We start from the raw sequence: 20089 nt of genomic DNA on the forward strand, positions 1-20089 counted from the left end.
AAGTTAACACCGCTCTAGCATCACAGTGACGGACTTGTAAGAAGGAATATGGGAGTCAGGCGCGTGGCTGTCTAAGTCCATTAAGTCATTACACTCAGGATAATACGCAGCGACTGCATTAGCAGCAATGTCCATTTGAGCTAATACCAACGGCCCTAGACGGCGCGGTTTGCCGTGACTGTCATTGCGCGTCACAGTAATTTTATCGCCTTCCTTCCAGCCCATACGGCTCATCTCATCTGGGTGCATAAACAACACATCACGGCGCTTAGTCTGACGGTAGCGGTCTTCATGACCAAAGATAGTGGTATTAAACTGATCATGACTACGCACTGAGGTAAATTGCCAAATCGCCTGCTGTTTACCACCTTGCCGTTTACTGCTGGTGTCTTTTTTATCTGCCCCATCATTATGATGCGCTGCTGTGGTTTGCTGCATCTCTTTAGCCACATAAGTAATCGGATAATGAGGGACCTCAAACTGTGCTTTACCCGTTTGCGTATTCCATTCACGATGACGCGCCGGATGATATAAATGGAAACCACGCTCATGTTCACGAATACGTGTATTGAAGTCCTCAAAACCATCAATGGCCTTGGCAATATAGTCACGCACTAGGTCGTAATCCTCACTCATCGCTTGCCAATCAATATCGGTGTCTGAACCAAACAAATGGATTGCCATACCGGCTACGATTTGTGCTTCTGATTTGAGCTGATCGCTAATGGGTGACAAGGTACCTTTTGTAGGTACAATCTGACACATAGAATCTTCAATAGTGGCGAACTGATTGCCTTTGGCGGTAATAAATTTCTCAGTACGGCTTAGGCAAGGTAGGATAATATTATCCACACCTGGGTATAACATGGTTTCATTAAGCTTGGTCGCCACAAAGACATTGAGCTGATTATTGGTAAGCGCTTGTTGAATAGCCTTGCTATCAGGAGCGGCTACCGAATAGTTACCACCCATACCCATAAAGGCTTTGATTTTACCTTCAATCAGGGCCTGAGCGCCCTGCACCACATCATAGCCATTCTCTTGCGGCATCGGACGATTAAAAACTTGCTCTAAGCTATCAAGCAAAGATTTGGCTGGACGTTCATGGATACCCATGGTGCGATCGCCCTGCACGTTTGAGTGCCCACGCACTGGCGACGCGCCTGCACCATCTACTCCTATCATGCCCATTAACAATAATAAGTTGGTTACCATGGCTACGTTATCATCGCCTTGAACGTGCTGAGTAATCCCCATACCCCACGTACAAATGGTTGCTGGACTATCAGCAACGAGTTTTGCAAGCTCAACAATGTCTGCTTGTTTGATACCACAGCCTTGCTCGATATCATCCCACGTTTGTGTTTCAATCCATGTTTTTAGATTATCAAAGCCTGAAGTATGCTCGTTAATAAATGGCTTATTAATCTTGTCATTCTCAATCAGCCATTTAGCTAGGCCAGTGAGTAACGCCGCATCACCGCCAATTTGAATTTGAATAACCTCGTCAACCATATCGTCGCTTGAACCGGCCACCATATGTGTGATTTTTTGAGGGTTTCTGAATTTTTGTAAACCCTGCTCACGCATGGGGTTAATAGAAATAATACGGCAACCCTCACTATGCGCATGCGCTAACATCTCAAGCATACGTGGATGGTTGGTCGCTGGGTTTTGACCGAACATTAAAATCAGTTTTGCTTGCTCAAAATCCTCGAGCACCACGGTAGCTTTACCAACACCGATTTGCTTTGATAACATCACAGAGGTCGGTTCGTGACACATGTTTGAGCAATCCGGTAAATTATTGGTACCAAAACAGCGTACGAACAATTGATACATAAAAGCCGGCTCGTTGGTCACTCGGCCTGAAGTATAAAACAGTGCCTCATCAGGCGATGCCAAGCTTTTTAACTGCTCAGCAATACGCACAAATGCATCGCTCCAAGCTATTGGCACGTAGCGATCTTGTTTGCCATCATAACGCATCGGCTGCGTTAAACGCCCTGCTTGCTCAAGCTCATAGCCCGACCATTTTTGTAACTCTTTAACTGGATTCTTGGCAAAAAACGAGGCGTCGGCACGTTTGGTCATGGTCTCACTGGCCAATACCTTAATCCCTGTCTCACACACATCAATGGTCTTATGCGTCTTGTGATCCGGCCATGCACAGCCTGGACAATCAAAACCACCTTTGGGCTGATTACTCCCAAGCACACTGACACTACCACGTAAGAAGGCTTTGTAATCCATCAGAACACGGCTAGAGTCAAGCAAAGCTGACCAGCCAGCGGCGGGATGATTGTAAACAGGTATTTTACGCATAACGACCTCGTAAATGAACGTATGGGATTTTAAAAATATAGAGTTTTAAAAAACAGTAATATAACCAGTATAAGTCAAATATGGGAATGCGGTACATTGTTTAGCAAATTGCATACAATATGAAAAACAAAAACCAATGCTCACAAAAAAGACATGCGCTAGGGCATGTCTTTAAAATTAAATAAGAGGATCAGCTAAGCGGGATGACTGAGGCTGACTGTCGAATCAAAGCTTCTTAACCGTGCATAACGCTGCTCAACCAATTGCTCGGTATCTATATGTTTCAGCTCATTTAGCTGCTCAGTCAGCAATTGCTGCAAATTAGTCATGACCAGTTTTGAGTCAATATGAGCACCAACGCCTTCATCAACAATGGCATCAATCAGACCAAGCTGATATAGGTTATCAGCATTAAGCTTTAACGCATCAGATGCTTCAGGTGCTTTTTCCGCTGTTTTCCATAAAATAGAAGCACAGCCCTCTGGTGAGATGACCGAATAAATACTGTTTTGCAGCATATTTACCTTATCACCCACCCCGATGGCAAGCGCACCACCTGAACCGCCTTCACCGATAATGGTCACAATAATGGGAGTTTTGAGGCTACTAAAGGTGGCGATACTCTCTGCGATCGCCTGTGCTTGCCCGCGCTCCTCTGCACCAACGCCAGGATAGGCGCCTTGCGTATCCACAAAGGTCATCACCGGTAATTTAAAACGCTCAGCTAATTTGACCAAACGAATCGCCTTACGATAGCCCTCTGGATACGCCATGCCGAAGTTATGTGCGATACGCTCACGCGTGCTACGGCCACGGTGTTGACCAATAATCAGTACCGGTTCACCGTTAAAGCGTGCCAAACCACCGATGACCGCTCTGTCATCAGCAAACGCACGGTCACCATGTAGCTCATCAAAATCAGTAAATAGCTGCCCTACATAATCCATAAATAAAGGGCGCTTGGCATGTCTTGCTAAGCTAACACTGTCCCAAACTGCACTCATGATACGTCCTTAGTTTTTATCGTTCTTATATTAATATTCGTAATCATTAAATCCGGTAGCGGTAGGTGTTAAGCGCTCGCTTCACAGACAATGCTTAACTTTACGCCCCACTTTTTGAATTGATCCACATCGTCATTTAAATCAGAGACCAATAGTGGATACTCTTCGCTGTCAGAAGCGACATTAATCTGCCAATCGCTAGGGTCGTTAATAACCAGTTTTAGCACGCTTTTATCGTGTTCATTGCGACTACGATGCACCAGTACCGCTAAGCGCAACAGCAAACTCAAATACACCAGCGAATCACCACCAATAGACTTTGCTTGCTCTAGGTTCTCGGTTTTAAGCTTACGGCGATGAGTACGCGCCAGCTGCGCCATGCGCAATTGATCGACTTGCGAAAACCCAGGAATATCCGAATATTCAAGTAAATAAGCGCTGTGATGATGATAGCTGCTATGACTAATAGCAAGACCAATCTCATGCAAATAGGCGGTGCGTCGCAGTAAATCATTGTCCTCACTGCTTAGTCCTAGCGCCTCTTGTGCTTGCTCAAACAATTGCTGACTGCTTTTAACGACTCTCTCTGCCTGCTTTTTGTCCACTGAATAACGCACGATAAGCGCTTGTACACTGCGGTCACGCACATCTTCACTGGCAAAGCGCCCAAGCATATCGTACATTACCCCTTCACGTAGCGCACCATCCGAATAGGCGATGGTTTCAATCCCCAGAACCTTCATCGACGCTCGTAGCACAGCAACTCCAGCAGGGAACACTGCTTTACGGTGCTCTTTCACGCCTTCTAACTCAATATCTTCAACGCGTCCGATATCTATCAATTCTTTTTGTAGTTTTTTAACGCCTTGATAGGTAATACGCTCTTGCTCATCGGCCCAGCCTTTCGAGACCAACACATTACGTACCGCTTTGATCGTACCGCTAGAGCCGACCACACTACTCCACCCTGTCTTTTGATAGGTACCACTAATACCGAGCACTTCTTTACGGGCAGCAGCGATAGCATCATTAAACGAATCCTCATCAATATCACCTGAATCAAAGAAGCGCTGAGTGAACGCCACACAGCCCATTTGCAAACTTTCAGTAAGCAGAGGATCAAACTCTTGACCAATAATGAACTCGGTTGAGCCACCACCGATATCAATAACTAAGCGTTTATCGCTAGAGGCATTGGTATGTGATACACCCAGATAAATCAAACGTGCTTCTTCGCGGCCAGCGATAATTTCAATCGGCTTAGGCAAGATTTCATTGGCGCGTCTAATAAATTCGTCGGCATTCTTTGCTTGACGCAATGCGTTGGTTGCCACAATACGCAATCTGTCTGCTGATACTGAATCAAGTCTGCCCACAAAGCGTGATAGGCAATCTAGACCTCGCTGCTGTGCTTCTTCGCTAAGAATCTTATTGCTATCTAAGCCTGCTGCTAACTGCACTTTCTCAGACATAGACGCGATTTTACGAACCTCACCATGGTCAAGACGGGCAATCGCAAGGTGAAAACTGTTAGAGCCAATATCAATGGCTGCCATAAGCTCATTATTCGCTAGGAAGTTATTAGGCATATGCGCGTTTATTACCTTAAATTAATAGAGTAGCAGGCATCAATGCCGGCTATATAATGGGTTCCATAATACACATTTTTGTCTTTAATGACTCAGAGGTTAATAAGACATGTATAGACAATTCAACAAATGCGTATCCATAAAAAATCTGTCGCCTATTTTAACAAAGATAGCCTGACTAAACACAGTTGAAAAGCTTATTAGCATTAAATCACTTATGCCAAACAGGCGCAAGTGAGCTTATATATCGTTATGTTGGCTTGCTGCACTTGGTATAACCTTTGTTATGATTAACCATCGTTCAGAATAAGCGATTTAAATGTAAAAAGGCCCTCCTTATCCTAATTAGGTAAACCCAATTAGGATAAGAAAGACCTCGTATTAATCTAGATGATATTGCTTACTGTCATTCATCAATAATTGGCTCAATATGGTTTAAATATTGTATCAAGCCAAGTCCTGAATCATGCGTTTTTAACGTATGTCTCTTATTTGTAAATTATTGACACAACGCTAGGCAGCAGCCATTTCAGCAAATACGTCATCTGCTGCTTTAATGGTCGCATCTAAATCTTCTGCTGAGTGCTTAGATGACATAAAGCCAACTTCATAAGCCGATGGTGCCAGATAAATACCGCGCTCTAACATGCCATGGAAGAAAGTATTGAATTTATCCATGTCACAAGCGGTGACTTCATCAAAGTTTTGAGGTAGTTGCACGTCTGCACCTTTCACAAAGAACAAACCGAACATACCGCCAAGCTTCGTTGAACGCAGCTCAATACCGTGCTTCTCTGCAGCAGCTTGAATGCCATCGACTAAATAAGTAACTTTATCAGCGACTTGGTCGTAGAAACCATCAACGGTTAAATCTTCAAACATGGCAATACCGGCACGCATGGCGATTGGATTACCTGATAAGGTACCAGCCTGATACACGCCGCCCATCGGAGCGATGCACTCCATAATTTCACGTTTACCACCAAAGGCGCCTACTGGCAAACCTGCACCAATAATTTTACCAAAACAGGTCAAATCTGGCTTAATCCCAAAATAAGCTTGCGCGCCGCCAAGACCCACACGGAATCCTGTCATCACTTCATCAAAGATTAGCACCGCACCACCTTTGGTACACTGCTCACGCAGGGTGTCATGGAACTCTTGAGTTGGTACAACCATATTCATGTTACCAGCGATTGGCTCAACAATCACACAAGCAATCTCATCGCCCCACTTCTCAAAGCAGTCTTTGATTGCTTGTGGATCATTATAAGGCAGCGTAATGGTGTGCTTAGCAAAGTCGGCTGGCACGCCTTGTGACGTGGGCTCACCGATATCTAGCATACCAGAACCAGCTTTTACCAATAAGCTGTCTGAATGGCCATGGTAACAGCCTTCAAACTTAACAATCTTGTCACGGCCGGTATAACCACGTGCTAGGCGAATTGCGCTCATGGTCGCTTCCGTACCAGAACTGGTCATACGAATCATCTCAACGCTTGGTACGATATCGCAGATGGTGTCAGCAACCGAGGTTTCAAACGTGGTTGGCGTACCAAAGCTTAAGCCATCATCGGCAGCCGCTTTCACCGCATCAATGACCTTTGGATGCGCATGACCCAAAATCATTGGACCCCACGAACCCACATAATCAATGTACTCATTATCTTCAGTATCATAAATCTTGCTGCCGGCCGCTTTGTGCATAAAGATAGGCGTACCACCGACACCGGCAAAGGCACGTACTGGCGAGTTTACGCCGCCTGGAATGTGTTTTTTGGCTTGTAAGAATAGTTGTTCGTTTTTAGTACTCATAATAATGACTCTATTTAACAGATGAATAAAAACCTTGTTATCTTTTTTGATTATAAAGGTTACGACTCTAGAAAATGGGGATAGCACTTATGGTGACTATCTTAACAAAAAAAAGCGGGCTCTGATGAGCCCACTTTGTAGCCTTATTTTTATAAGACCTATTGGAATGCTAAATCCTATTTAGGCGTTTTCTCTAAATTTGGATCTTTGGTTTCTTTAGGTTTTGGATGGAAGGCATCGATACGATCTTGCCCATACTCAAGCCAAATCGCATTGACAATCGCCAGTAATACGGCGAAGCCCAATCCCAATATCCATGCAAAATACCACATAGTGTTCTCCTAAAATTAGTCGTGCGTTTAATACGCTGTGTGATCGTTTTCACGGATATAAGCGACCGTTACTTTACCGCGCATGACGCTATACGCCCAGCTGGTATAGAAAACAATGATAGGCAGCAGTAGTACCACCACGTACAACATAATCATGAGCGTTAAGTGACTCGAAACACTGTCCCAAATGGTCAAGCTGGCATCAGGATGTGATGACGATGGCATAATAAACGGAAATAGTGAAATACCCGCTGTCATAATTACGCCCAGCACCGCAATACTAGAAGTAACAAACGCCGTTAATGTTTTGCCGATTTTTAACAGCGCCATGTTTAATAATGGCATTACCACACCCAAGATTGGGAATGCCCATGCCCAAGGATAGGTTTCATAGTTCGCCATCCAAGCGCCTGGCTGTACCACCACTTCTTTAGTTAATGGGTTTGGCTGCGCAGCGGGGTCAATCTGAGAAACAATAGCATAGCCATCGATTGACTGAATCCAGAAGCCTGCACCGACGAATAATACCACCATCGCTAATGCTGCCATCATGGTGTATCTCACCGTACGTGATTGAATCAAACCTTCAGTACGGTGAGCAAGGTAAGTACCGCCCTGCATGATAAGCATAGTCGCACTCACCAATCCGCATAATATAGAGAATGGATTTAATAACTCAAAGAAGCTACCGGTATAGGTTGAGCGCATGGTGTTATCAAAGCTAAATGGCACGCCTAAGAATAAGTTACCAAACGCCACACCAAAGACCACGGCAGGGATAAATGAGCCAACAAACAGGCCCCAGTCCCAAGCGTTACGCCATCTTTGATCTTTAATTAGGTTACGGTATTTAAAGCCCACTGGGCGGAAAAACAACGCCCAAAGCACCGCCATCATTGCCCAATAAAAGCCACTAAAGGCTAGCGCATAAACCATTGGCCATGCTGCAAATAGCGCACCGCCGGCAGTGATAAACCAAGTTTGGTTACCTTCCCAGTGTGGACCAATCGTATTGACAATCACACGGCGCTCGTCGTCATCTTTACCCACAAAAGGCAGCAGCGTACACACGCCCATATCATGACCATCCATGATAGCAAAGCCAATCAATAAGACGCCGACCAGTAACCACCAAATCATTTTTAGCGTTTCATAATCAAACAACATGGTCCACCTCCTTCTTGCTGCCAACCGGTGTGACATCACGTGGTGTCTCGCCGTCGTAGCGCCCTGTGCCTAAGCTTGCAGGGCCTAACTTCACGTATTTGACCATCAAATAAACTTCAATAATCAGTAAAATAGTGTAGAAACCAACAAAGCCTGCTAATGAGCCATATACGTTGGCTACGCTAAAGTTAGTCACTGATAAATGGGTCGGTAACACGCCATAAATAGTCCAAGGTTGGCGACCATACTCAGCAACGAACCAACCAAGCTCAATGGCAATCCAAGGTGCAGGTAGCATAACCACCGCCCATTTTAATAGCCATTTTTTCTCAGCGAAGGTACCCTTGACGGTATACCACATACTTGCTGCAAACAGTGCCAACATTAAGAAGCCAAGACCCACCATACCGCGGAATGACCAGAACATAGGTCTGACTGATGGAATGGTGTCATCCACTGCTTTTTGAATCATTTCAGGCGTGGCTTGAGAGACATCTTCAGTATATTTTTTAACCAATAAACCAAAGCCCAAGTCGTCTTTTACTGCTTCAAACTGAGCTTTTAGCGTGTCATCATTCGGATTTTCACGCAGCTGTTCGAGCAAGCCAACTGCGACGATACCGTGCTGAATACGCTCGCGGTTGACTTCTTTAATGTCGTGAATACCAGGAATTTCTTTATCAAACGAGCGGGTACCTATAATACCCATGGCATAAGGAATTTGAATTTGCCAATCGTTTTTCTCTTCTTCCTCATTGATATCTGCAATTAGGTTAAAGGCTGCTGGTGCAGGCTCGGTATGCCACATGGCTTCAATGGTTGCCATCTTGGTTTGCTGAGCCGCACCGATTGAGTACCCAGATTCGTCGCCCAATATAATCACACTTAAGATAGAGGCGATACCAAAAGCCGAGGCCACTTGGAAACTACGTTTGGCAAAATCAACATCGCGCTTACGTAATAGATAAAGCGCAGAAATAGACAACACAAACACAGAAGCGGTCACATAACCGGCAGAGACCGTATGTACGAATTTATTTTGCGCATCTGGGTTGAATAGGATTTCAGAGAAGCTTACCATCTCCATACGCATGGTCTGATAACTAAACTCTGCCCCAACCGGACTTTGCATCCAGCCGTTGGCAATCAAAATCCATAACGCTGAAAGGTTAGTACCCAGTGCCATCAACATGGTGACTATCAGATGTTGAGTGCGTGATAATCTATCCCAACCAAAAAAGAAAAGGCCAACCATAGTTGATTCTAAGAAGAATGCCATAAGGCCTTCAATAGCGAGCGGTGCACCAAAGATGTCGCCCACGTAATGTGAATAGTATGCCCAGTTGGTACCGAACTGGAATTCCATCGTAATCCCAGTGGTCACCCCTAAAGCAAAGTTAATACCGAAGAGCTTGCCCCAGTACTTCGTCATGTCTTTCCAGATTTGCTTACCTGTGGTGACATAGACTGATTCCATAATAACCAGAATCCAGACCATACCTAATGTCAGAGGCACAAATAAAAAGTGGTACAGTGCCGTCACCGCAAATTGCAAACGGGATATATCAACGAGATGTTCAGTAATCATACCAAACCTCCTAAAAAGAAGGATTAAGCCACATCATTACTTGATTGACATAGTACAAGGCAGTAACAAGCAAGCCGTCATCAATGATGGCAACATTTATGACTCACATCCCTATTCATCCGCTTTTACGTACTATTAAATCAGTTGAGCGATTAATCCTGCATTACCCATAATTTTTAACATCTTGTGAACCCAAAAGATGCCAGCAAATAAATTATCCTATAAATATAAACGACTTTATCTGTGACTTATCCACTTTTTAGCAGATGAGACAGTCATAAATTATTTGTATACTATTATATATAATATACTCAGGTATAGCTTATTAATTGATAAAATCTAATAATTAATATTTTTCGAAGAAATAGTTGACTGCGAGAATATTAATAAAACCATAATATAACTATGGGTTTAATTAACCCTATAATATCTTAACGTGATTGTTTTAGCCATCATAGCTAGCCTAATTTATCGGTGATATCAAACTAGGCCATACTATTAAATCATACGCTTGTGTTTCCACTTTGATAAGGAGGTTGTCAGCTATTGGCTTTTCATTGCTGTAAGGCTTAGAATGTTTACATAAGCTTATACCTAATTTTTACTCCCCTCCTTTACCTTTTGTATCTCGTAACTTTCGCTTCCCTTACCTAAGACAGATAACCCTATGGCAACACTTTCTCATGCTGAAAAAGACTTTTTAAAACAGCTAATTAATAAGGTACGTCGAGCACTGAACATGGCTTGGTTATTGACGATTATTAGTTGTCTGATGTTTGTTTGGCAAGCATGGCTACTTGCCAGTCTGTTTAGCACTTGGCTGAATAATTATTTTCAGCAGCAACCATTATCTACAGGGGTATCTTTAAATTGGTATTGGGGACTTGTTTTCTGCTTTATGCTGCGTCCAGTGCTTAACACAGGGCGTGAATTACTGGGTACAAAAGCCAGTTTAAAGGTTCGCGGTGAATTACGAGAGTCTTTACTGACGACAATGGCCACACTGGGGCCAAACTTACGTTATTTTGGCAATGACGGTAGTTTATCAAGTCAAATTATTGATCAGACCGATGCACTAGATGGGTTTATTAGCCGCTTTAGCGTACAAAAAAAAGTTACGGTGAGCACTCCGATTATTCTGCTGATTGCCGTGGCTTGGCAAAGTAAGTTTGCCGCAGCGCTGATGTTTATGACTGCACCATTGGTGCCTATTTTTATGATTTTAATCGGTCATCTAACCGCACGTAAAAGTGCCGCACAATTTGAAGCGCTGTCGCAATTAAGTGGACGCTTCTTAGATTGGATACGCGGTATGCCGACACTTAAACGTTTGCAAGCGATACACATTGCAGAGCGCGATCTTGCCAATAGTAGCGAGGATTATCGCCGCCGCACTATGGATGTATTAAAAATCGCCTTTTTGAATGGCGCAGTGTTAGAGCTTTTAGCCGCGTTGAGTATTGCTCTGGTAGCGGTGTATCTTGGTTTTGGCCTGATGGGTATTTTGCCGTGGGATAAAGGCCACGTGCCAGTTCCGTATTTCGGCGCACTATTTATCCTATTATTAGTACCAGAGTTTTATGCGCCGCTACGTCAATTGGGCGCAGATTACCATGCCAAAGCTCAAGCAGAAGGCGCGGTACAAAGTCTGCTGCCTATTGTTCAAGCCGCTCAGCTGAGCACCGAGCAACAAGCTCCCCAATCAACATCCAATATAGATTTATCACACGCCTTTGGCTTGCAGTTCTCAGAGGTTCGTATTGATGCGCCTGTAATCAATATAGACAGTACTGAGACCACACACATACAGGTGAATACAGAAGACATGCCGGCTGCTATAGATCAGCCTGCGCAGCCAAGCTTAACGCGTATTCGATTAGCGCCTATCAGTTTTGAGATAAACGCAGGCGAGCGTGTGGCTTTAATCGGCAACAGTGGCAGTGGAAAATCAAGCTTGCTACAAGCCATTATGCGCTTTGTCGACTATCAAGGTCAGATAAACCTAGTCACTTCAAAGACGATCCAAGCTTCATCACCCTCTAACCAGAACAACTCAACGACTGGTAATATTAACCTACTCGATGTCAGCAAATCGCAATTACGTCAACATATGGGTTATCTTGCGCAGCAAGTAGCGCTAATGCCGCTCACCATCGCTGAAAACTTACGTCTTGCCAGCCCAAATGCCAGTGATGAGCAGTTAATTGCCGTATTACAGCAAGTATCGCTGTGGTCGCTGATTGAGCAGTTACCTGAGGGATTAAATACCAAACTTGGCGAGCGTGGCAAGGGCTTATCAGGCGGGCAACAGCAGCGCCTAGGCATTGCGCAATTATTACTACGAGACGATAGCTTATGGCTGCTTGATGAGCCAACCGAGCATCTAGACCCCGATACAGCGCAGCATATTCACCAGTTATTAGAAGAGGTCAGCCGCGGTAAGACCGTCATTTGGGTAACGCATGCTCACGAGCAGCTAAATTGGTTAGATAAGGTGGTTAAGCTGTCTCTACCAAAAGCCGCTGTACAAGGAGAGCAACGATGACGGATCCAAAGGTTCATAAACCATTAGCTAAATCCTCAGTAGTTGAGCCTTCTAGATCTGCTGCCCCAGAGTCGCCGACTTTCCGCTTACGCGATATGTTTAAGCCCTCATTTGATTTATGGCTCATCTCTTGGCTACTTGGACTGGTGACCGCTATCTCGATGATTGCGCTGCTGATGATATCGGGCTGGTTTATCACGGGTGCTGCCTTGGCCGGACTCATTGCCGTGGGCTCGCACAGCTTTAACTATATGCTACCGGCTGGCATCATTCGTATGCTCGCCATGGCACGTACTGCGGGGCGCTATGGCGAGCTGATGGTGTCCCACCATGCGGTATTCAACTTATTAAAAGCGCTGCGTTTACGATTCTTTAAACGCTTAGCCGCTTTGCCGTTAACTCAGCAACGTAATACGCTGCAGACCTCACAATATATGCACCGTTTGGTGAGTGACATTGATAAGCTCGATGAGTTTATCTTACGTGTGGTGTCGCCTTGGCTTATTGGCAGCTTGTCTGTACTGCTGTTAGCACTATTTATTGGTTGGGCGTTGCCGGTTAACCCTGCTACCAAGCTAATTATTTACAGCTTATTAGCGGCAAGTCTAGCACTACCTCTATTATCGACGCTTCGCGGTATTCGCCATGCCAAAGTCTTGTCCCAAGTTGCTGAATCACGCCGGCAGCAGCTACTCTCTCCGCTAGCGATTATTACGCAGCTATTATTATGGGGACAGTGGCATCCTCAGACACAAGGCTATGTGAAACAAGACGACCACTTGCAACAGCTTGAATGGCAAGCGCAAAAGCTGCGTTCTATTTATATGCTTGTTATTCAGTGGCTGTTTTATGCTGTTGTGTTGGTCGTGTTATTTGCCATTCTCCATATGACGCAGGGCTCGTTCACAGCTGAGATTAATGTGCCTCTCATTTTGGCCGTAACTTTAGGATTGTTAGGTATTCAAGAGATTATCGTACCATTAGGGCAGCATTATCTGGCGCTTGGCAATAGCATCGCCGCAAAAGAGCGATTGAATGCGCTACTTAACCAAAATGTTGATCCCACCCAAGCCTCTACTGATAGTCATCGTCAACATCATGATTTACCTCTGCCTAAGGGCGCACTTCATGCTCAGCTTAATCAAGTCACCGCCAAAATCCCGACAGCGCTTGTTGGCGCACAAGATGTCAACGCTGATATCACTTCTGGCACACCACTCTTGATTAAAGGGCCTTCCGGCTGCGGTAAATCGACACTGTTACTCATGCTATCAGGTGAATTGGCCCCGCTCTCAGGTGAGGTGTTATTAAACGGTCAATCTTGGTTTGATTATGATTGGCAAGATCAATTGGGCTATTTGGGGCAGCAGTTGGATATCTTCGATCAAAGTTTGGCGGCTAATCTACGCTTGGGTAAGCCAGATGCCAGTGACTCAGAATTAATTGAGGTGTTAGATAAAGTTGGTTTGGGCAATTGGCTGGTTGCACAGCCGCAAGGACTGTATACGCCTTTAGGTGAATATGGTACTGCGATTTCAGGTGGTCAAGCACGGCGCATTGCACTAGCAAGGCTACTTTTAAAGTCGCATCGGGTCTTACTATTAGATGAGCCCTTTGCCGGTCTTGATGTTCAGACACGAGAGCAAGTCTGGCAAAGTGTCCGCACTCACCAACAAAATGATATTTTAATTATCGTTAGCCATCATGAATGGGATATGGGGCCACACCAAACTTTGCATTTAACTTAACCTAGCGCTAACAATAATACCTTTGTTCGATTCCATAAAAGAAGCCTCCTAATATATTAGGAGGCTTTTTTTATATAAATGTCCCGTCCTAAAATAAGTTTACGAAAAGGAAGCTTATAAATGGACAAAGCAGAAAGATCAAGGATTAAACGAACACAGAAAGATTACACACTAGGCTTTAAATTAGCTGTGGTAGGGCAAGTAGAAAAAGGCGACATGACCTACAAACAAGCCCAAAAGCACTATGGCATACAAGGACGTAGTACCGTCCTAACTTGGCTTAGGAAACATGGTACATTAGACTGGAATACACCGCCAAAGAGCCTAAGAATGCCACACAAAGAAACCCCAGCCCAAATCATAAAAAGACTTGAGCGACAACTGGCTGATGAAAAAAAACGTACGCTACTACTTGGCAAGATAGTTGAAGCGCTAGAGAGTACAAACGGAGTCAACAAAATAAAAAAGTCACCTACGACATCCTCTGGCAACTCAAAGAAGACAAGCAAATGAGTCTAGCCGAAGGATGTCGTATATTAAACATCAGCCCTCAAGCTATTTACCAGTATCGGGAGCGTCGTTATAAAAGAGCGCAAGAGCTATCTTGTATCAAGCAGTGGGTACAAGACTATCGAATGTTTATGCCTCGATTAGGTGGCAGAAAGCTATACTGGCTGATCAAACCTAAACTTATCGCACAAAAGATAAAGATGGGTCGTGATGCATTCTTTGACTATCTACGAGTGCACAAACTATTAGTAAAGCCTAGACGAAGCTATACTAAAACGACGTTTAGCAAGCACTGGATGAAAAAGCATCCTAACTTAACGAAAGACGCACCAGCGCCTGTCAGACCAGAACAAACCTTAGTTGCAGATATAACCTATGTGCGCTCAAGGCAAGGTACGCATTATCTATCTTTAGTGACAGATGCTTATTCAAGACGAATTATGGGCTATCATGTCAGTGATACGATGCCAGTTGGTGAAGTGGTTAAAGCATTAGATATGTCGGTTAGATCAAGATGCTATCAGCATGATGCCATTCATCATTCTGATAGAGGTTTACAGTATTGTGCTAAAGAGTATCAAGACGTGCTTGAGAAGAACAACATTAGACCGTCTATGACAGATGGCTATGACTGTTATCAAAATGCTTTAGCTGAACGCGTTAATGGCATTTTAAAGGATGAGTTTTTAATTCATCAGTGTAATACGTTAGATGAGCTAAGAGTGCTCGTTGATGAGTCGGTTTATATTTATAATCATATGAGACCGCATTTAAGTTTGAATATGAGAACGCCTTTCGAGTTTCATCAAAGTTATGGGTGTTCTGCATAGAAAAAACCAGATACACGGGGTATCTGGCTTGTTTTAAATCATCAACCTATTTTAGGACGAGACAAAATCATAGACTGTTTAAGCAGTAGACTAAGACAACTAGCGTTTATTCAACCGCAAGGTCTTCTTTTTCTCCAAGCTCATAAAGCGCACCAGCACGGCCCACGATTAATGGATCGACATTACCCACTTGTTTCTTGTCTTTGCCATCGTACGGAAGTTTGTTTAACACATAGCGCATAGCATTTAGACGCGCACGTTTTTTACAGTCAGATTTAATCACAATCCAAGGCGACTCAGCAGTATCTGTATTGTAGAACATCGCTTCTTTAGCTAGGGTGTAATCATCCCATTTATCCAGTGATGCCATATCAATTGGTGACAGCTTCCACTGCTTTAATGGATGCGCTTCACGCTGCTTAAAACGGCGACGCTGCTCATCACGGCTCACTGAGAACCAGAACTTAATAAGATGAATACCTGAGTCAATCAGGTGCTTTTCAAACTCTGGCGTTTGCTTCATAAAGGTCTGGTATTGCTCATCAGTACAAAAACCCATTACCCTCTCAACGCCAGCACGGTTATACCAAGAGCGGTCAAATAACACCATCTCACCGACTGAAGGTAAGTGCTGAATATAACGCTGGAAGTACCACTGACCCATTTCACGCTCTGTTGGCTTTTCTAGTGCTACAACGCGCGCACTACGTGGGTTTAAGTGCTCCATAAAGCGCTTAATTGAACCCCCTTTACCAGCCGCATCACGACCTTCAAAGAGGATAACAACTTTTTGATCGGTATCACGTACCCAGCGCTGTAGCTTTAACAGCTCTACTTGCAAGTGATACTTTTGCTTTTCATAAGTTTTGCGCGACAAGCGATTTTTGTAAGGATAGCCACCCTCGCGCCAGTTATCAGACAGCTCATCGTCTCTTTTGCTGCCCGTTTTCACTTGATTGGCCAGTGCATGTTTGGCAAACAAATCTTTTAGCTTAACCAAATCATCAGGAGCGGCATCATGAATCAGTGCTTGTAGGTCTTCAGAGATGCCTTCAATATTACCTTCTACCAAGTCCTTGAGGATAACTTGATCAATTACCTCTTTGGTTTTGATACGGCTGCCTTGTTTTTTCTTTTTGGTTTCGTATTTCTCGATGTCTTTTTCACTAGTGACATACTCGTCCGAAACTTGCTCAGGCTTTTTGGATTTCTTTGACATACTCCGCTCCCATTATTAAGTAAAATACTATACTAAAATAGCTGTCTTTAAATTAAGTATAGCAATAATCAGGTCAGTTATCTGCGGCAATTCGTGACCCATTAATTGTTTTTCATCAATACTAAATAACACCTTAAAAAAGTTATGTGTATTCCTATAATCTGTGTGTTATTCCTATATTCTTATTGACTTTATGTTGATTGTTGAGCATCTAAAAACAGGTATTAGTTATCACTTTCACCTTCCAATAAGTATAAACAAACTCTTATTCTGTGCTAAATGACTGTTGTCCCTACAATTAACTGCGGTTTTGACTATCCTAAGCCTAATTATCCCTCTATAATCGAGTGAATAATGCATTTGTAAAATGCTCAAAAATTAGAGTATGCTTTGTTTTAAAAGCATACCGCCATAAAGATACTAGGTGCCCAAGTATGAGTCGCAAGGTTTTAAGTACATCCTCCTCTGGGCTTGATGATATGGATATCAAACATAATGTCGAGCTTATTCGCTTACGTATTCACGTTAATAATGTCGAATTTACTGATGGCAGAAACATCAATAGTACCCGTCTACAGCGCTTAATGAACGAGGTCAGCCACTCGCCTGTGCACACCTCGCCTGCCCCTGCAGAAGAAGTCGCGATGCAGCTTAGTAAATTGCATGAGCAGGGTGTTAAAGAGGTATTTATCACCACGCTCTCCTCACATGTTAGTGAAAGCTATAACATTATCAGCCGCGTTGCACAGACCTTTAAAGACCGCATGGATGTCTACGTTTATGACACCAAAGATTTAAATGCATGCGAGGCCTTGTTAGCGCTAGAGGCTGACCGGTTAATGCAGCAAGGTCATACTATGCCAGATATCGCTGCACGTTTGGATACGATTCGTGGCAGTCACAAAATGCTATTTGTGGCAGATGATTTATCTTATTTGATTAAGAACAAAAAAGTATCTGCTCCAGCAGGATTCTTTGCGACTTTCTTTAGTATTAAGCCGGTACTTAAAGTATCTGATGAAGGTGAAGTACTGCCGATTATCAAGATTCGCAAACTTGACAAGGCCTTTTATTACGTAATTGAGCAATTGAGTGATACGGTAAAGCGTAAAGACTCTTTTGCGTATATGTTAAGTGCTGGTCGTCCTGATTTGGACGCCCGCTTTTTGCAGATGTTAAAGCAAAAAACAGGGATTGAAAAAATTGCGGTATTGCCCGTATCGTCAATTTCACTGGCAAACCATGGCCCAAGTGGACTGGGTTTATGTGTATTTGAAGGCGATATACCTTACGCTGCTAACCTGTGTCCGACTATGTGATATTCAGCGCGTCATACTTCATCTATAGTCACAGCCATATAAAAGCGTTACTGTGTTAACCTCGCTAAGCCTACTACAGTAGTGCTTGCACTCAGTTGCCTTGTACCTCATTTACCTGATGGCAACTATAAATCATTTGGGTATAATGGACAAAATTCAGGCTGACACCCCCTTTAAAGCTATATACTATAAGTATTTGCAAGGATTGAAAGCCATGAATCAAAAAACTGCCCTTTTTGTGGTGAAAAACACACGAAAAAGAATGGTTATAAATCAGGGAAACAGCAGTACAAATGCCTTGTTTGTAATCGGCAGTTTTTAGGTGGCAGGCGGCTCAATAATACAACTTTGTGGCAAGAATATACTCAAGGTAAACAGACTTATAAACAACTTGCTCATAAGTATGGCTGTAGCATAAAGACCATACAAAGGCGACTAGATACTATTGAGATAAAGTCACTTAATAAGCTACCTACTCGTGCCAACATAGTGATGGACACGACCTACTTTGGTAGAACATTTGGCTTAATGGTATTTCTCGACTATACAAGCAAAGCGGTATTACACCACCGTATTATTCACTATGAGACCAACGCTCTGTATAAACTGGGAATAGAGCATATAAAATCACAAGGCATTGATATCACTAGCATTACTTGCGATGGAAGACGAGGTCTTAATGCTTTGTTTAAAGATATACCGATACAAATGTGCCAGTTTCATCAGCTACAGATCATCACTCGATACTTAACTCGTAGGCCTCAAAATATCGCAAGTATTGCACTTAGACAGCTAGCTTTAAATATAAAGGATTATGATAAGACAACGTTCATTCAGGACTTGGATAGATGGTATTTAACTCATGAGGACTACTTAAATGAACGTAGTACCAATATAGATACTGGTAAGACTTGGTACACCCATAAGCGTCTTAGAAGTGCCTATAGAAGCTTGCGAGTAAATAGTGATTGGTTATTCACTTCTAGAAAATTAGATGACTTAAACATTCCAAATACAACTAATTCTCTAGAAGGTTTGTTTAGCGAGTTAAAACGACAATTAAGTAGTCATAATGGGCTCAATAAACAACGTAAGCTTAAGTTTATTAACAACTTTTTAATGACATACTCTGAAGGGTAGCCTGAATTTTGTCCATTAGAGACTAACCGCTCGTTTTTAGCCTGAATTTTGTCCATTACACCATCATTTGCTATACATTATTAACTAAAAAAGGCCTCGTATCTAAAATACGAGGCCTTTTTATTAGTAGCTAAAGCGCTGGAATAATAATTATGCTTTTTTCACAACCGATGATTTTAATTTCATTTGGCCAAAACCATCGACTTTACAATCAATGTCGTGATCATCTGGCGCGTCATGCAATAAGCGAATGCTTTTTACTTTGGTACCCACTTTAATCGGAGTTGATGACCCTTTTACTTTCAAGTCTTTAATCACAGTCACTGCATCGCCATCTTGCAGCTCGTTACCAACCGCATCACGAATCACAGCTTCTGATTCTTCTGATGCTGCATTGTCGGCTTCTTCAGCGGTCCACTCATGGGCACACATTGGGCACACCAATAAAGCGCCGTCTTCATAGGTCAAATCAGAATCACAACTTGGGCAATTAGGTAAGCTCATTTTATCCTCATTGGTAGGGACATCATTTTATACGGTTGTCTCTGAGCCGCCTTATTGTTACCGGCCATCTAGACTCAAAGAAACAATTACCGTTGTAAAACCACGTCCGAATACTCATCAATTAAATAGAAAACGTAAGTCATTTATGCCCCTATATTGTACCCTACCACGCCCAAATTTGCTTTACCTAGCCAGTTTATTAACCGCACTTTCAATTAAGAGACATCCAGTCAATTGCTCATCATTGAAATATGCGCGCAACACCCTAATCAATCCACTATAAACAAGATGACACTTTATCAATCCAGTTACCTGCTTTACTCTATGTTTAGCCATTAAAATTTAAATAAAATAAGCTGCCTTTCAAAAGCTGTGCAAATAGCAAATACTAGTACTCCTATAACCTATTACAGAATCACTCAAACCATCTTTGTTCGATAATAAAAAGGTATAC

Annotated in this window: 14 protein-coding genes; 5 read left to right on the forward strand and 9 right to left on the reverse strand. The window is 43.2% G+C overall.

Annotated elements, in window-relative coordinates:
• Positions 1 to 3: 3 nt before the first annotated feature.
• From AC2SLO_RS11870 to AC2SLO_RS11900, 7 genes are all read right to left on the reverse strand, one after another.
• Positions 4 to 2325 (reverse strand): FdhF/YdeP family oxidoreductase, encoded by a 2322-nt coding sequence (locus AC2SLO_RS11870; RefSeq protein WP_486543721.1) that lies wholly within the window; start codon positions 2323 to 2325, stop codon positions 4 to 6.
• A gap of 194 nt (positions 2326 to 2519) precedes the next feature.
• On the reverse strand, positions 2520 to 3329 hold the full coding sequence (locus AC2SLO_RS11875) for an acetyl-CoA carboxylase carboxyltransferase subunit alpha (RefSeq protein ID WP_486543720.1): 810 nt from the start codon (positions 3327 to 3329) through the stop codon (positions 2520 to 2522).
• A 68-nt stretch (positions 3330 to 3397) separates the two neighbouring features.
• Complete coding sequence (gene ppx / locus AC2SLO_RS11880) at positions 3398 to 4918, reverse strand: exopolyphosphatase (protein WP_486543719.1); 1521 nt, start codon at positions 4916 to 4918, stop codon at positions 3398 to 3400.
• Between the two features lie 513 nt (positions 4919 to 5431).
• Entirely contained in the window at positions 5432 to 6733 is a 1302-nt protein-coding gene (gene hemL, locus AC2SLO_RS11885; RefSeq protein WP_486543718.1) for a glutamate-1-semialdehyde 2,1-aminomutase, read from the reverse strand.
• 176 nt (positions 6734 to 6909) lie between these two features.
• On the reverse strand, positions 6910 to 7065 hold the full coding sequence (gene cydX, locus AC2SLO_RS11890; protein ID WP_486543717.1) for a cytochrome bd-I oxidase subunit CydX: 156 nt from the start codon (positions 7063 to 7065) through the stop codon (positions 6910 to 6912).
• 27 nt (positions 7066 to 7092) lie between these two features.
• Positions 7093 to 8229: a cytochrome d ubiquinol oxidase subunit II gene (cydB, locus tag AC2SLO_RS11895; protein WP_486543743.1), complete on the reverse strand. Its 1137-nt coding sequence runs from the start codon at positions 8227 to 8229 to the stop codon at positions 7093 to 7095.
• Positions 8222 to 9820: a cytochrome ubiquinol oxidase subunit I gene (locus tag AC2SLO_RS11900; protein WP_486543716.1), complete on the reverse strand. Its 1599-nt coding sequence runs from the start codon at positions 9818 to 9820 to the stop codon at positions 8222 to 8224. The genes cydB and AC2SLO_RS11900 overlap by 8 nt, the downstream gene beginning before the upstream one ends.
• A gap of 667 nt (positions 9821 to 10487) precedes the next feature.
• On the opposite strand from AC2SLO_RS11900, the gene cydD reads away from it, so the two are divergent.
• The 3 genes from cydD to AC2SLO_RS11915 all read left to right on the forward strand — a co-directional run bounded on the left by cydD (position 10488) and on the right by AC2SLO_RS11915 (position 15453).
• Entirely contained in the window at positions 10488 to 12365 is a 1878-nt protein-coding gene (gene cydD / locus AC2SLO_RS11905; protein ID WP_486543715.1) for a thiol reductant ABC exporter subunit CydD, read from the forward strand.
• Complete coding sequence (locus AC2SLO_RS11910; RefSeq protein WP_486543714.1) at positions 12362 to 14113, forward strand: amino acid ABC transporter ATP-binding/permease protein; 1752 nt, start codon at positions 12362 to 12364, stop codon at positions 14111 to 14113. The genes cydD and AC2SLO_RS11910 overlap by 4 nt, the downstream gene beginning before the upstream one ends.
• A 120-nt stretch (positions 14114 to 14233) precedes the next feature.
• Positions 14234 to 15453, forward strand: a protein-coding gene (locus tag AC2SLO_RS11915) for an IS3 family transposase (protein ID WP_486541189.1) whose coding sequence is annotated in 2 segments (ribosomal slippage) — positions 14234 to 14570 and positions 14570 to 15453 — 1221 coding nt in all. Because the reading frame shifts where the segments join, the coding sequence is not laid out codon by codon here.
• Positions 15454 to 15559: 106 nt separating this feature from the next.
• Here AC2SLO_RS11915 and ppk2 read toward each other — a convergent pair.
• On the reverse strand, positions 15560 to 16672 hold the full coding sequence (gene ppk2, locus AC2SLO_RS11920) for a polyphosphate kinase 2 (protein WP_486543886.1): 1113 nt from the start codon (positions 16670 to 16672) through the stop codon (positions 15560 to 15562).
• 434 nt (positions 16673 to 17106) lie between these two features.
• On the opposite strand from ppk2, the gene AC2SLO_RS11925 reads away from it, so the two are divergent.
• Both AC2SLO_RS11925 and AC2SLO_RS11930 read left to right on the forward strand, forming a co-directional pair.
• Positions 17107 to 17991, forward strand: coding sequence for a DegV family protein (locus AC2SLO_RS11925; RefSeq protein WP_486543887.1), 885 nt, complete (start codon positions 17107 to 17109; stop codon positions 17989 to 17991).
• Between the two features lie 204 nt (positions 17992 to 18195).
• On the forward strand, positions 18196 to 19131 hold the full coding sequence (locus AC2SLO_RS11930; protein ID WP_495637105.1) for an IS256 family transposase, variant Zn-binding type: 936 nt from the start codon (positions 18196 to 18198) through the stop codon (positions 19129 to 19131).
• 150 nt (positions 19132 to 19281) lie between these two features.
• Here the strand turns inward: AC2SLO_RS11930 and AC2SLO_RS11935 are convergent, their stop codons facing one another.
• Entirely contained in the window at positions 19282 to 19635 is a 354-nt protein-coding gene (locus AC2SLO_RS11935; RefSeq protein WP_486541634.1) for a zinc ribbon domain-containing protein YjdM, read from the reverse strand.
• Positions 19636 to 20089: the final 454 nt, after the last annotated feature.

The organism is Psychrobacter sp. CX14 (assembly GCF_057396205.2).